The organism is Micromonospora sp. HK10 (assembly GCF_000982955.1).
Classification (GTDB): Bacteria; Actinomycetota; Actinomycetes; order Mycobacteriales; family Micromonosporaceae; genus Micromonospora.
Genome location: NZ_KQ058828.1, coordinates 29,989 through 46,165, shown reverse-complemented (window position 1 = coordinate 46,165; position 16,177 = coordinate 29,989). Strand labels below are relative to the sequence as shown.

The 16,177-nt window shown below is 71.6% G+C and carries 4 protein-coding genes (1 of these 4 cut by a window edge); all 4 read left to right on the top strand.

Annotation, left to right across the window (positions count from 1 at the left end):
• Tightly spaced (each overlapping or abutting the next), the 4 genes in view from LQ51_RS15855 to LQ51_RS15840 form a layout consistent with a single transcriptional unit that may run on beyond the window.
• Positions 1–1,560 carry the 3' portion of a lantibiotic dehydratase gene (locus LQ51_RS15855; protein WP_046566516.1) on the top strand. The gene continues 603 nt to the left of window position 1, outside the view, so only the last 1,560 of its 2,163 coding nucleotides appear in the window; its start codon lies off the left edge, out of view; it ends in the stop codon at positions 1,558–1,560.
• The gene (gene sbnB / locus LQ51_RS15850; RefSeq protein WP_046566514.1) at positions 1,554–2,564 is read left to right on the top strand and encodes a 2,3-diaminopropionate biosynthesis protein SbnB; all 1,011 of its coding nucleotides are present in this window, start codon (positions 1,554–1,556) and stop codon (positions 2,562–2,564) included. The genes LQ51_RS15855 and sbnB overlap by 7 nt, the downstream gene beginning before the upstream one ends.
• A complete protein-coding gene (locus tag LQ51_RS15845; RefSeq protein ID WP_052744892.1) occupies positions 2,557–8,910 on the top strand; it encodes a non-ribosomal peptide synthetase in 6,354 nt (2,117 codons plus the stop codon). Before sbnB ends, LQ51_RS15845 begins: the two co-directional genes overlap by 8 nt.
• On the top strand, positions 8,897–16,177 hold the full coding sequence (locus tag LQ51_RS15840; protein WP_046566512.1) for a non-ribosomal peptide synthetase: 7,281 nt from the start codon (positions 8,897–8,899) through the stop codon (positions 16,175–16,177). The genes LQ51_RS15845 and LQ51_RS15840 overlap by 14 nt, the downstream gene beginning before the upstream one ends.

Sequence of the window (16,177 nt, the reverse complement as noted above, 5' to 3'; positions counted from 1 at the left end):
CAGCTCACCGCACTCCTCGACGCGGGCGTGATCACCTCCGAGTTCACCGTGCGGCCGGACGCCCACCCCGAGGAATCCCTGCGGGCGCAGATCGCGATGCTTCCCGACACGGCAGGCCGCGACGAGTGGCTCTCCGACGTCGACAAGCTGCTCACCGCCCTTGCCGAGGCGGAGAAGATGGCGACGCGGCCGGCCGAGCTGGCCGGCGCGCTGGCCGAGCTCGATCGCCGGTTCGCGGCGCTGACCGGGGAGGCGGTGACCCGCACCAAGGCCGAGGTCGGCGCCGGGCGAACGCTCGCCTACCTGGACTGCCGCCGCGACCTGGACGTCCGGATTCCGGCGGGGATGACCGAGCGGCTGGCCCAGCCACTGGCGTTGCTGCTGCAATCGGCCCGCTGGCTGACCGCCGAGATCGGCGAAGCCGTCGAGGAACGGCTCCAGCAGGTGTACGCGGACCTGCGCCAGCGACGCGACGCAGTGCTGCTCACGGACCTGTTCCTTGCTGCCGCCGACGTTCTCTCCGGCGCACGGGGCACGCCCGTGCACGACGTCGCGCAGGACTTCACGCTCCGGTGGGCGGAGGTCCTCGCCGACTCGACCGGCGGCAGCGCCGGTCCGGTCCAACTGGCGAGCGCCGACCTGGGCCCCCTGGTCTCCGCCATGTTCCCGGCCCGCGAACCGGGCTGGGCGGCTGCCCGGCATCACAGCCCCGACCTGCTGCTCGCGCACGACGGGCCCGAGTCGTTCTGGGTTCTCGGCGAGCTGCACGTCGGGATGAACACCCTGGAGTCGCGGTTCTTCCACACGCTCGCCGATGAGCCGAGCCGGCTGGACGAGTTGATCGCGGGAGACATGGCGGGCGGGCGGATCGTCCCGTGCTACCCGTACGGCCCACAGATCGATTCGCGCCGGTACCCCCCGCTCGCCATGCATGTGCCCGGCCGCTACCTCTACTGGTCGCACAGCGCTGACCTGGGCACTCCCGACGGCGCACCGGCATGGCCTGCCGCCACCCTGCTGGTGCGGCTCGAGCAGGGCGCGTTGGTCGCCGGCCCGGCTCGGGCGAGCTGGTCACTTCCCGTGCGCGAGTTCTTCGGCGAGTTCCTGTCGGCGCTGGCGGTGAATCTGTTCCGGCTGCCGGCCCCGGGGCCGCGCCTGATCCTGGACAACCTGGTGATCCGGCGAGCGACCTGGACGTTCGAGCTGGACGAGCTGCCCGCCGGGGTACTCACCAGGACCGGCTATCGACCCGAGGTGCTCGGCGGGTGGCTCGCGGAGCGCGGCCTGCCCCGGCACCTGTTCGCGCAACTGCCGTCGGAGCCCAAACCGTTCTACGTGGATCTGGACTCGGCGGTTCTCGTCAGCAACCTGGCCAGATCCTGGCGCCGGGAGACCGCGGGCCCGGTGCGGCTGCAGGAGATGCTGCCGGATCCGGATCAACTCTGGCTCCGCGACGGCGACGGAAACCCGTACACCACCGAGTTCCGGATGGTCGCGGTGGACAGCGCCGCGCGCATCCTGCCGGTCCTCGCCAGCACAGTAGGGCCACCGACATGTTGATTCTCACCCACGGTGATGTGGAAGCCGTCCTGCGCGGGCAGGAACGCGACGTCCTGCAGGCGGTCCAGGACGCCTACGTCGCGCATGCGAACGCCGAATCGTCGCTGCCGCACTCCGTCTTCCTCAGGTTCCCGGACGACCAGCGCAACCGCATCATCGCGCTGCCCGCGTACCTCGGGGGCGCCCGGCCGACGGCCGGAATCAAGTGGATCTCGTCATTCCCCGCGAACATCGAGCACGGCCTCCAGCGGGCCTCCGCCGCCATGATCCTCAACAGCCTCGACACCGGGCATCCGCTGGCGTTCCTCGAAGCCTCCACGATCTCGGCGTGGCGGACCGCGGCCAGCGCCGCCCTGGCGGCCAGGCTGCTTCCCGCGGCCACGGACAGCAACGGGGTGACGGTGATCGGCTGCGGAGTGATCAACTTCGCGGTCCTGCGCTTCCTGCCGCACGTCCTCCCCGGCCTGACCCAGGTCACGGCCTACGACACCCGGGCGGAGCGGGCCGAACTGCTGCGCGAGCGGTGCGCTGCGCAGTTGCCCGAGCTCGACGTGCGCGTGGCACGAGATCTGCCGACCGCGCTGGCGAAAAACACCCTGACCAGCATCGCCACGAACGCCCAACACCCGCACCTCGACACGCGCGGACTCCGACCGGGGACGCTGGTGCTGCACATCTCGTTGCGTGACGTGCTTCCGGAAGCCGTCGTGGCCGCGGACAACGTCGTCGACGACATCGACCACGTATTCCGTGCCGCGACCTCCGTGCACCTCGCCGAACAGCGAGTGGGGCATCGCGAATTCGTGTCCGCGACGATCGGTGAGCTGGCGACGCGGCCGGACGTCACGGATCGCGACCTCTCCCGGGTCACCGTCGTGTCACCGTTCGGGCTGGGCATCCTCGACCTGGCCGTCGCCCGACTGGTCGTCGCCGCCGCCGGGGCACACGGGCTGGGCCTGACCGTCGACAACTTCCTGCCAACCCGGGAGAAGAGCCATGGCTGAGCTGTCGCCACTCAAGCAGCAACTGCTGGCGCAACTTCTCAAGAGAGGCGGCGACGCGGCGCCCGCGAAGGTCGACGTCATTCCGCGATGGAACGGCGAGTTTCCGGCCCGGTTGTCCTATGCGCAGGAGGCGGTGTGGCTGATCGGCGAGCTCGCCGGTGACGTCCCGCTCTTCAATCTGATCGCCGCCGACTGGATCCCCGATGAGGTGTCCGTCGCCGAGCTCCAGGACGAGCTGACCCAGATCGTCGCGCGGCACGACACGATGAGGATGTCCGTGCTCAGCCTCGGCGACGGACCCCGGATGACGGTGCTGCCGTCGGTGCCCGCCAGGCTCGAAGAGATCGCCCTGGACAGCGACGATCCGGCCGTGGCGCACGCCGTGGCCCTGCGCTTCGCCCTCGAGCCGTACCAGCTCGACCACGCACCGCTGTGGCGGGCCGCCGTCCTCGCCACCCCGTCCGGTCGGCGGATGTTCGTGCTCGGCGCACACCACATCGTCATGGACGCCTCCTCGCTGGTCCTGGTCGCGAGTGAGCTCGCGAGGGCGCTGCCGAGGATCTCCATGCCGGTACGGTTCGTCGACTTCGCCGCCTGGCAGCGCGCTCAGGTGACCAGCGGTGCGTTCGCCGGCGATCTGGACTACTGGCGCAACCGGTTGGCTGATCTACCCGGCCCCCTCGACCTGCCGACCGACCACGTCAGACCCGCCGAGCGGAGCCTGGCGGGCGTCACCGTCCAGCGCGATCTCGGCGCGACGGTGATCGAGCGGGTACGCGCACTGACCCGCGCCGAGGGTGCCACCACCTACATGGTGATGCTGGCGGCGTACGCGGTCCTGCTGCGCCGGTACACCGGTGCGGACGACCTGGTGATCGGCTCGACCGTCTCCGGGCGCAACCGGCCGGAGTTGCAGCGCATGGTCGGCATGTTGGTGAACATGGTGGCGATTCGCATCGACACGGCCGGCCGGCTCAGCTTCCGGGACCTGCTCAGGCAGGTACGCGACCGCGTGTCGGAGGCGCTCAAGCACCAGAACGTCCCGTACGACCTGCTGATCCGCGAGGTCCGACCCGGTTATCCGCGCAACCGTGCGCCGCTGGCCCAGGTCGGCTTCAACATGCCGATGGGCGAGAACCGACAGCTCCTGACGTCGACCCCGCTGCCGATCACTCCGCGGGGGTCACAGCTCGACGTGACTCTGCACGTGGTCCCGGTGGTCGGCGGCGGGCTGCGCATCGAACTGGAGTACTCGACGGCGCTGTTCCGCGAGGAGACGGCGTACGCACTGCTGGATCAGTTCACCGCCCTCGTCGACACGCTTGCCGCAGATCCGGCCCTCGACGTCAAGCGGGCCCCGATGGGCGAAGCTGTCGCCCCAGCCGCGGCGCCCGACGAGGTACCGCTGCTGCCCACGCTCTTCCGCGCTCAGGCGGCCCGTACCCCGGACGCGACCGCCCTCGTCGACAAGGGCGAATCGCTGACGTACGCGGAGCTGGAGCGCGCCGTCGAGGCGCTCGCCGCCCGGCTCAGCGGCGAAGGCGTCGGCCCGGAGTCGCGGGTGGGCGTCTACCTGCCTCGCGGCGCGGCCGCGGTGTGCGCCCTCCTCGCCGTGGGCCGGCTGGGCGCCTGCTACGTCACGCTCGACCCGGACCATCCCGCCGCGCGGACCCGGCTGATCATTGACGAGGCCGGCATCCGGACGGTCGTGACGGCCACCGAGCACGCGTCGCGGGTCGCGGCGCTCGGGATCACCCCGCTCTGTGTCGACACCGTCTCGGACGACGGCACGCGGGCCGCGCTCCCCGAGCTGCATGCGGACCTGGCCGCGTACGTGATGTACACCTCCGGATCCACCGGCCGCCCGAAGGGCGTGGTGATCACGTACGGCGGGATCGCCAACCGCGTGCTGTGGCCGGTCCGGCGGCTCGGCCTCGGACCGGCCGACCGGGTGCTGCAGAAGACCGCACTGACCTTCGACGCGGCCGGGTGGGAGATCTTCTCCCCGCTGGTGAGCGGCGGGACGGTGGTCATCGCGCCACCCGGCGTGGAGCGCGATCCGGAGGCGATGGTCCGTGCGGTGGCCAGTGAGGCGGTGACGGTCCTACAGGTGGTTCCGTCGGTGCTGCGACAACTGCTCCTCGCGCCCGGCTGGCAGGAGTGCCGCGCGCTGCGGCTGCTGTTCAGCGCCGGCGAGCCGTTGACCGGGGAACTCTGCTCGCGCGTGCGCGAGCTGGTGGAGGTCGCCATCCACAACACCTATGGGCCGACCGAGTGCTCGATCGACGTCACCGCGTACGAATGGCAGCCGGACCAGACAGCCGGGCCGGTACCCATCGGTGGGCCGCTGGACGGCCTGCGGACGCTGGTCCTCGACCGCGACGGCAACCCCGTGCCACCCGGTGCGATCGGTGAACTCTTCGCCAGCGGGGTCGGGGTCGCCCGGGGCTACCACGGCCGGCCCGGGCACACCGCCGAGCGTTTCGTGCCCGATCCGTTCGGTCCGCCGGGCGCCCGGATGTATCGCACGGGCGACCTCGTCCGCCGTCGTCCCGACGGCGTGCTCGAGTTCCTCGGTCGCCGCGATGACCAGGTGAAGGTCAACGGGGTGAGGATCGAGCCGGCCGAGATAGAGCGGGCGCTGGTCGCCGCGCCGGTCGAGGCCGCCGCGGTGGTCGTGCGTCCCCTTCCCGACGGCGGGCGGCAGTTGGTGGCCTATTTCGTGGCGGACGGTGAACCGGAGGTCGGCGAGCTGCGAGCCCGGCTACGGCAGACCCTGCCCGATCCCATGATCCCGTCGGTGTTCGTCCGGCTCGACGAGCTGCCACAGACCACCAGCGGCAAGATCGATCGCAGCGCGCTCCTCGACCGGGACCTGCCCACCGCCGCACCCGAGGAGAGGGTCGCGCCGAGAGACGTCTTCGAGCTGGGGGTAGCGGCCGAGTGGACGGCGCTGCTGGCGTGCGAGACGGTCGGGGTGCACGACGACTTCTTCGCGCTGGGTGGACAGTCCTTGCAGATCGGCCTGCTCGGAAACCGGCTTCAGAAACGGTTCGGGACGGCCGTCCCGCTGTCCCGGCTCTACGTGGCCACCACGGTGGAGGCGCAGGCCGCGTTGCTGCGGGTACCGGGGCAGGCGCAGCTGACCGCCGACCATGAGGTGGTCCCGGTGCCGCGGGGGCGGCCGCTGCCGCTCTCCGCCGGACAACAGCGCATGTGGATCGCCGAGCAGTTGCGTCCGGGCAGCCCGGAGCAGATGGTTCCGGCGGTGTTCCCGGTCGCCGGCGACGCCACGCTGGCCTCGGTGATCTCTGCCGTGCGGACGGTGATCGACCGACACGAGATCCTGCGTACCCGCTACGTGGTCGTCGACGGGCAGCCGATGCAGGTCGTCGATCCGCACGCCGACCCGGAGATCACCGAGGTCGAGCGGGACGTCGCCGGCCTCGGGGACGACATCCTCGAACTCGCCGGCCGTCCCTTCGATCTGGCCGCCGGCCCCGTGCTGCGCGGTCGGCTGGTCAGTACGGCGGCCGGGCGCCGGTTCCTGGTCCTCATGCTGCACCACATCGCCTGGGACGGCGCGTCCGTCCGGATCTTCGCGCAGGAGCTGCAGGGCGCCGCCGAGACGCACAAGGTGCAGTACGCCGACTACGCCGCCTGGCAGGCGACCTGGCTGGACCGGCACGGCGAGCGGGAACTGGCCCACTGGCGGGAGCGGCTGAACGGCGCGACCGCCACCGAGCTCCCCGGCGACCACCCGCGACCGAAGGTCTGGCAGGGGCGAGGGAAGCTGGTCGCGTTCCGGATCCCGCGGACGGTCTCCGCTGCGGTGGTCCGGATGGGACGGTCGCAGGGGGCGACGCCGTTCATGACCTTCCTCGCCGCGTTCAACTGCCTGCTCGCCGGCGCGGCCGGCACCGACGACGTGGTGATCGGCACTCCGTCGGCCGGGCGCTCGACGCCCGACGTGGAGAACGTGATCGGCTACTTCGCGAACATCCTGGTGCTGCGGACGGCGGTCGAGGCGGGCGACACCTTCCTGGATGTGCTGGCGCGCACCCGGGACACCGCGCGCACGGCATACGCCCATCAGGATCTGCCGTACGACCGGCTGGTGAGCGAGCGGCGGGCGAAACGCGACCGGTCCCGCAACCCGCTGTTCCAGATCATGTTCGAGGTGGGTGCGGAACGGCCGTCCTACCTGCCCGACCTGCCCGACGACGACGAACTCGCGACCGTCCGCATTCCCTGGCCGACCGCGATGTACGACCTGACGGTCACGCTCACCGAAGAGCCGGACGGAAGCTACCTCGGCATCGCCGAGTTCGCGACCGACATCTACCGCCCGGCGACGATCAACCGGCTGATAGGCGAGTACCAGGACATCCTGCGGGCCGCCGTGGCCGACCAGCACACCACCGTCCGAGCGCTCACCGCGGCCACCCTGCCGGAGGTGCTCCTGCGACGCGCGGCGACCGCACCCGACGCGACCGCGATCGAACAGGGCGAGCAGCGGCTGACCTATGCTGAGCTGACCGACCGGGTCGACACCATGGCCGCCGTGCTCCTGGCCGAGGGCGTCGGCCCCGAGACGCCGGTCGCGGTCTGCCTGCCGCGCTCGCCCGACCTGGTCGTCGCAGCGCTGGCCGTCATGCGGGCAGGTGGAGCGTTCGTTCCGCTGGATCCTTCCTCGCCGCGGTCGCGGCTCGCCACCATGCTCGCCGCGATCGGGCCGGCGGTCGTCGTGGCGCCGGCCGGGTTCGCCGACCACCTACCGGCGGACGGGCCGGCCCTCCTGGTGCCCGGCGAGGACATCGCCCGTCGCGACATACCGGGCCGGTCGCGGCGGGACGGTTCGGCACAGGACGGTGAGCCGTCGCCGACCGCACCCGACCAGCTCGCGTACGTCGTGCACACCTCGGGTTCGACGGGTGAACCCAAGGGGGTGATGGTCTCGCACCGTGCCTACCTCAGCCACTGCGAACGGGCCGCCGCCAGGTACGGGCTGACCGCCGCCGACCGCCTCCTGCTCACCAGCCCGCCGTTCGTCGACGTCGTGTGCGAACACATCGGCGCCTCGATCGTCGCGGGGGCGACCCTGGTCCTCGGGCCGGCGCAACCGTGGAGCCCGGCCGATCTTCCCGACTACGTCCAGACCCACCGGGTCACCTTCCTCGATCTGCCGCCGATCGCGTGGCGGGACTTCCTCGACCAGGTGGCGCCCGGCGACCACCGCCTGCGCACCCTGCGCGTGGTCAACATCGGCACCGACGTCGTGCGCGCCGGGGACATCCACCGCTGGTACGCGCTCGGGTTGGCGGGTGACTTCATCGCCTGCTACGGCCCGACCGAGGCCGTGGTCACGGCGACGCTGTTCGACGTCCCGGCCGGCACGGCGGAGCAGCTCGCACCGGAGTCGGTCGTGCCGATCGGCACCGAGGTCGGTGGGCGGGTCGGCCATGTCCTCGACGAGAACCTCCGGGAAGTTCCGGCCGGAACTCGGGGAGAGCTCTACCTCGGCGGGCCGAACCTCGCCCGCGGTTACCTGGGCCAGCCGGCGCTGACCGCCGAGCGGTTTCTGCCCGACCCGTTCGCGGAGACTCCCGGGTCCCGGATGTACCGCACCGGTGACCTCGTCAGCAGAGCCGACCACGGGGTGCTGGACTTCCACGGCCGGGCCGACCGCCAGGTCAAGGTGAGCGGGTTCCGGATCGAACTCGCCGAGGTCGAAGCGGCGCTGTTGACCCATGCCGGGATACGCGCCGCAGTGGTGGTGGCGGTCGAGCCGCACGGAACACCCGAGCTCGCCGCGTACGTCGTGCCCGCCGGGTCAACCGCTCCGACCAGCAACGAGGTGCGCGCCCACCTGCGCGAACGGCTCCCCGCCCACATGGTGCCGCGGCACGTCGCGGCGCTCACCGAGATCCCGCTGACCGCGAGCGGAAAGCCCGACTGGCGCCGGCTGCCGGCCGTCACCACCGCCGGGACCGGGGGCGACGAGGGTGCGCGGGCCCCGGACTCCGGCGCGGAGCGCACCACCGAGGAGCTGATCCGGGGGATCTGGCGCGAGGTTCTCGACCTCACCGAGATCCACGACGATGCCGATTTCTTCGAGCTGGGTGGCAACTCGCTGATGGCCACCCGGGTCCACACCCGGTTGCAGGACCTGTTCGGCGTCACGGTGCCGCTCGGCGAGATCTTCGACGCCGCCACCGTCGACCTGCAAACCGAGATGATCACGAATGCGGTGATCGCCGAGGTCGGCCAATTGTCCGATGACGATGTCGCGGCACTCCTGCGGGACGGCCACGACGATTTCGGGGAAGACGATGAACGAGCTTAGCCAGCCTGCCACGGCCGCCGACCGAGCCGCCGAGCTACGACGTCGTCTCGTCCGGCAGCGCCTGGCCGGCATGGGCGTCCGGGGTGAGCGGCCCACCGCGGCCGGGACCGCGCCCGACGGGCCCGCCCCCCTGTCGTCGACGCAGCGGCGGATGTGGTTTCTGGAGCAACTCAACCCGGGCGGCACCGAGTATCTGGTACCGCTGGTGCTTCGGCTTCGCGGGCACCTCGACGTCCCCGCTCTGGGCCGGGCGCTCACCGACCTGGCCGCCCGGCACCACATCCTCCGTACCAGGTATGAGGTCCGCGACGGCGAGCCGGTCCAGGTCGTCGACCCGCCCGCCGCGGTGGAGCTCCCGGTGCTCGTGACCGACGACATCGGCCTGCCCACGCTGCTCGATGCCGAGTCCCGTCGCGGGTTCGACCTCGCCGAGGGGCCGGTCTGGCGGGTCAAACTGGCCAAGCTGAGCGACGACGAGCACGTCCTCGTCATGCACGTGCACCATATCGCCTGTGACGGCTGGTCGACCGAACTGCTCTGCGCCGATCTGGCCGGCCTCTACCGCGCGGCCCGGGCCGGGACGCCGGCACCACCGCCACCGGGGGCGCAGTACGGTGACCATGCCCGCCGGGAGCGGCAGTTTCTCGACGGCGACCAGGCCAAGGCGGAGGTCGAGTGGTGGCGGGCCACCCTCGCCGGGCTGGATGAACTCGAGCTGCCGACTGACCGGCCGCGCCGCGTCCCGCGCGACCCTGCCGGAGCCCGGGCTCTGTTCCGCGTCCCAGCCGACGTGGGGCAGGGCGTGGCCAGCTTCGCGCGGCAACACCGGACCACCGAGTTCGTCGTGCTGCTCGCCGGATTCGCCAGCCTGCTCTCTCGGGTGACCCGGCAGACCGACATCGCGGTCGGCTCCCCGGTCAGTGGCCGCACCAGGCCGGGCAGCGCCGACGTCGTCGGGCCGTTCATCAACACCCTGGTCCTGCGGATCGACTGCGCCGGCGACCCGTCCTTCGCCGAGCTGGTCGGCCGGACGCGGCAGGTGGTCCGTGCCGGTCTGATCCATCAGGAGCTGCCCTTCGACCGCGTGGTGGACGCGGTCCAGCCGGATCGCGACCTTTCCCGCAACCCACTGGTGTCCGCGCTCCTGCTGGTCGAGGAGGAGAGCATCGGTACGAGGCCGGACTTCGGTGACGTGGAGCTGATCGAGGAGGCCGTGGCACCGACTTCGGTCAAGCTCGACCTCAGCCTGGGTCTGCGCCGCGGCCCCGACGGCGATCTGTACGGTGCGCTGGACTACGCCACCGCGCTGTTCGATCGGGAGAGCGTGGACGCCCTCGCCGCCCGATTCGTGCGGTTGCTGCGGCACGCCGTGGCTCGACCCGAGGCGCCCATCACCCGTCTGCCGTGGCTGAGCGACGACGAACGGGCCTGGCTGCGCCGGCACTCGACGGGCGAGGCCCGGCCGGTGAGCAACGCCGCGCTGCACGAGCTGATCCGGGTACGGGCGTCCAGCGACGCGGTCGCCGTTCGCGCCGGCGGCCGACAACTGTCCTACCGCGACCTGGACGAGCGCTCCGACGCGCTGGCGAAGCTGCTTCGCAGCCTGGGCGTGCGCCGTGGTGACGTGGTCGGTGTGTGCCAGCCGCGGAGCCTGGAACTGGTCTGCACCCTGCTCGCCATCCTCAAGGCCGGCGCCGGCTACCTTCCGCTCGATCCGGAGGACCCGCCGGGCAGGCTGCGGTCCCTCATCGCCGATGCGGGCGCGTCGATCGTGGTGGCCTGGCCCGACGAGGCCGGACCGTTCGCGGGTGCGGCGCGGGTCGTCGCGCCGGACGGAGTCGGGCCCGAGGAGGTCGAGCTGCCGGCGGTCGGCCCACTCGACCTGGCCTACGCGATGTTCACCTCCGGTTCGACCGGTACGCCCAAGGGCGTCATGATCGATCACGCGGGCATCGTCAACCGGCTGGAGTGGATGCAGGCGGCGTACCGCATCGGGCCCGGCGATCGGGTGCTCCAGAAGACGCCGTACACCTTTGACGTCTCGGTGTGGGAGTTCTTCTGGCCGCTGATGTACGGTGCGACGCTCGTGATGGCGCCCCCCGGCGAGCACCGCGACGTGGCGCGGCTCGACGCGACGATCCGCGCCGAGGCGGTGACCCATGTCCACTTCGTGCCGTCCGTCCTGGACGTGTACCTGGACTCCGTCCCCGAGGGTCCGCCGAGCCTCCGGCACGTGTTCTGCAGCGGCGAGGCGCTGCGCACGGTCACCGCCCGGCGTTTTGTCGCCTGGTCGGGCGCGTCCCTGCACAACCTCTACGGGCCGACCGAGGCGTCCGTGGACGTCACCGCATGTGCGGTGCGTCCGGCCGAGCTGGCCGGCATGGTGACGCCCGGAGTCCCGATCGGCACGCCCATCAGCAACATGTCGGCCTACGTCCTGGACCAGCATCTCGCGCCGGTGCCGGCGGGCTGTCCCGGAGAGCTCTACCTGGCCGGGGTGGGCCTGGCCCGGGGCTACCTGCGCCGCCCGGGCATCAGCGCGGAGCGCTTCGTACCGGACCCGTTCGCGGCCGATCCGGGCCGGCGCATGTACCGCACCGGTGATCTCGTCCGCTGGCGGCGGGACGGGACGATCGAGTTCCTCGGCCGCATCGACAACCAGGTCAAGCTGCACGGGATTCGAATCGAACTCGGCGAGATCGAGGCACGGCTGGCCGGGCACCCGCGGGTCGCGGCGGCCGCGGTGGCCGTACACCGCTCCGCGGTCGACCCGCCGCAGCTGGTCGGCTACGTGGTGGGTAGGCGGGACGCCGAGGTCACCGCGGGCGAGCTGCGGTCGTATCTGGCCGGGCTGTTGCCGGCCGCGCTGGTGCCGGCGCGCTACGTGTTTCTCGCCGAGCTTCCCCTGACGAGCAGCGGCAAGGTCAACCAGCGGGCGCTTCCGGCGCCCACCTCCACCCGCGAGGTCGACGCCGACTACGTCGCGCCGGAGACCGCCGACCAGGAGCTCATGGCGTCGGTCTGGGCCGAAATTCTCGGGGTGGACCGGGTGGGGGCCACCGACGACTTCTTCGGCCTCGGTGGCGACTCCATGCGCGCGATCCGCCTGGTCGGCGCACTGCGGGACCGCGGCGTCGGGATCACCGTGCAGGACCTCTTCCAGCACCGCACGGTCGCGGCGCTCACCGCCGTGGCCGCCGCCGCCGGCCCACCGGCCGATGATTCGGCCGCAGCGCCGTTCAGCCAGCTCTCCGCGGCGGACCGTGCCAGCCTGCCCGGGGACGTCGTCGATGCCTATCCCGTGTCGCAGGTGCAGGCCGGCATGCTCTACGAGATGATGTCCGACGCGCGCCGGCTGCCGTATCAGAACGTGACGCTGTACTTCATCGACGACGGCGCGGACCTCTCCGCGGCCGCGTTGCGCGGTGCGGTCCGGGAGGTCGTCGCCCGGCACGAGGTACTGCGTACCTCCTTCGACCTGACGAGCTACGGGGAGCCGCTGCAGCTCGTGCACGCCGACGCCAGGGTCGAGGTGGTGGTCCAGGACCTGGACGGGCTCTCCGACGCGGAACAGACCGACCTGATCCGGGAGGCCGCGCGGGAACAGCGGTTGCGGCCGATGGACATCGGCAAGGCGCCGCTGTGGTGGCTGTACGCCTACCGGACCGCGCCCGCTCGATGGACTCTGGCCTGGGTGGAGTGCCACGTCATTCTCGACGGCTGGAGCCACAATTCGCTGCTCCGCGAGCTGATGGACCGCTACACCGCCATCCGTACCGGCAAGCCGTCCCCGGCGCTGACCGCGCCGACCCGGCGCTGGGCCGACTTCGTCGCCGCCGAACGCGACGCGATCGCCAACCAGACCAGCCGGGACTACTGGGCCGGCGTCCTGGCCGGCGCGCAGACCCTGCGCCTGCCGCAGGAGTGGGGTGGGGGGAGCGGCCCGGCACACACCGTGCTGCGGCCCATCGAAGCCGACGCGACCGGGGTACGTGCCCTGGCCCTGGCGACCGGGGTGCCGGTCAAGAGCATCTTCTTCGCCGCGTTCCTCAAGGTGATGAGCGCGATCACGCCGCTGGACCGATTCCTCTGCGGGCTGGTGTGCAACGGCCGCCCTGAGGTCAGTGGCGGCGACAAGGTGCTCGGCATGTATCTCAACACGGTGCCGGTGCCCGGGGACCGGCCGCGGGGCACCTGGCGGAAGCTCATCCACGCCGCCACGGCGGCGGAGACCGCGCTCCTGCCACACCGACGCTTCGCACTGCCGGCGATGCGGAGCCTCGCCGGCACCACCGAGCCACTGTTCGAGGCGGTCTTCAACTTCCTCGACTTCTACCTGCTGGACGGCAGCGGGGTCGAGGTCACCAGGACCGACGACAACAGCCCGAACGAGTTTCCGCTGTCCGTCACCGTGCTGCCCGGCGCGGTGGCGTTCACCGCGTCGGGGGACCGGATCCGGCCCGAGCGGCTCGCTTGGCTGGCCGAGGCGTACCACCGGGTGCTGGGGCAGATGCTCGCCGATGTCGATGGTCCCGCGAGCGGGCCGGTCCTCTCCGCGGCGGAGTCGAACCATCGGGCTGCGCCCGCCGCGGTGCCGGCCGGGCTGCCGCAGACCACTCTCCACGGACCGTTCTTCGCACAGGCGCGGCGCACCCCGGACGCGGTTGCCGTGCGGGACGACACCGGTGAGCTGACCTATGCGTCCGTCGCCGCCCGCGCTCGGGTGCTGTCCCGTCGCCTGGCCGCAGCGGGGGTGGGCAGGAGCCAGACGGTCGCCGTCTGCATGCGCCGCAGCCTGGCGCTCGTCCCGGTACTGCTCGGCATTCTCGAGGCGGGCGCGGCATACCTGCCCCTGGACCCGAACGATCCACCCGCCCGGTTGCGCGAACGGATCGAGACCGCCGGGGCGATCATGGTGATCGCCGACGACGACCTGCACGATCGGTTCGTCGGTCTCGACCCGATCCTCGTGACGCCCGATGTCGTCGGGCCCGAACAGCCGGCGGCCGAGGCGACCCCTGCGGATGTCGCCTACGTGATGTTCACCTCCGGCTCGACCGGCGGCCCCAAGGGCGTCCTGGTTCCCCACGTCGGGGCGGCGAACTACGCGCACTGGCTCCAGTCGCAGCTGCCCGTGCGGGCCGGCGATCGAGTGATCCAGAAGACCCCCTACACGTTCGACGTGTCGGTACCGGAGTTCTTCTGGCCCCTGATGTACGGCGCCACTGTCGTGGTGCCGCCGCCGGATCTTCATCTGGATCCGGACGGCCTGGCCGCGTTCATCACCAGACATCGGGTCACGCACGCCTCGTTCGTGCCATCCATGCTGGACGTCTTCCTGGACGCGGTCGAGACGGTTCCGGACTGCCTGCGCGACGTGGTGTGTCTCGGCGAGCAGCTGCACCGGTCGACCAGCCAGCGGTTCCGCACCCGCTCGACGGCCCGCATGCACAACCACTACGGCCCGACCGAGGCGTCGATCGTCTGCGTCGGACACGAGGTGCGGCGTGAGCGGCATCCCCATGCCGGCGCCGTGCCCATCGGACAGCCGGTCGGAAACATGCGCGTCCATGTGCTCGACCCGCAGCTCAATCCGGTACCCACCGGCGTGCCCGGGGAGCTCTACCTCGGCGGGATCGGCCTCGCGTACGGCTATGCCGGGCGAGCCGACGCCACGGCGGCGGCCTTCGTGCCCGACCCGTTCGGCCCGCCCGGAGAGCGGCTCTACCGCACCGGCGATCTCGTGTGCTGGCTCGACGGGGACGTGCTGGAGTTCCTCGGCCGGATCGACGATCAGGTGAAGTTCGCCGGGGTGCGGCTCGACCCCGGTGAGATCGAAGAGGTGCTGGCCGACCACCCGTCGGTACGCAGCGCGGTGGTGACCCTGGTCGTGGAGAGCAAGCGACCCTCGTTGGTGGCATACCTCGTCCGGGCGCCCGGTATCACCACGGTCGACGTCGACGAGGTGAGGCGGCTGGCGCGAACCCGGCTACCCGCGCTGCTCGTACCCTCCCACTTCATCGTGCTGGACGCGCTTCCCCTGACGAGCAGCGGGAAGCTGGACCGGCGAGGGCTTCCGCAGCCCGGTCAGCCGTCGACCGGCAAGGTCCGGACGTCGCCCCGAACCGCGCTGGAGGAGACCGTCGCGCGGGTGTGGCAGCGCGAGCTCGACGGTGGCCCGGTCGATGTCGAGCTGGACTTCGCGGATGCGGGCGGGAACTCGCTGGGCGCGATGCGGATCGCGATTCGGCTCAGCCGCCAGCTGGAGATCCCGATCTCGCCGACAGAGGTGCTGCTGCGCCGGACGGTCGCCGGGATGGCAGCCTGGCTCGCCCCGCTCCTGACCAACACCGCGCCGGACAAGGTCCTGGATGCTCCGCCGGCCACGCAACCGCCGAACGTTCTCTCCGTGCTCGACAACGACCCCGGCGCGGACCTGGTGTGGTTCCGGCGCCGAGGCGGCGACGCACCCGTGCTGTACTGCGTGCATCCCGGCGGAGGAAGCGCGCACTGGTATCAGCGGCTCACCCAGCACCTCCCGGACTGGCTCGACGTCGGCGCGTTCCAGCACCCGGGGCTGCGGGATCCGGCCAGGGCCGCGGCGTCCATGGAAGAACTCGCGGCGAGCTACCTGGCCGAGCTGCGGACGTCTCGGCCCACCGGTCCCTACCATCTGTTCGCCTGGTGCGGTGGCGCGCCGATCGGCTGGGAGATGGCACGCAGCCTGGCCGATTCCGGGGCAGACGTGACCTTGCTCTTGCACGACCCGGTGCTGCAGGTCGCCGAGGCCCACGTGGGCGGGGGCGAGAACCTGCGGCAACTGGTCGAGTGCGACGACGCGTACGCGCAGCTCGAGGTGGAAACCGACCCGGGGCAGATCGCGCGGCTGCGCGCGAGGACCGCCGAACTGTTGCCCTCGATCGTGGTGGAGGCCTTCCACGATGCGCTGGACGACCCCGACATGGGGGAGATCTGGCCGATCGCGGTGCGGAGCTGGCGGCGGCAGGTCGAAGCCCGGCTGCCGTACCGGTTCAGTGGCTTCTCCGGTGCTCTTCACCTGCTCGCCTGCGACGAACTGGCCGGCGGCACCCACGACAGCCTCGCGGGGCTGAGCTTCGGTGAGTACCTGAGGCACTGGGAGAAACTCGCTCAAGGGGTGACGGTGCACCGGATCGGCGGTGGAAACGTCACCTCGATGTTGCCGCCGCACGTGGCCGGGCTCGGCTCGGTCGTCGCCGAGGTGCTGCGTCCGGCGGTTCCGGAGTGA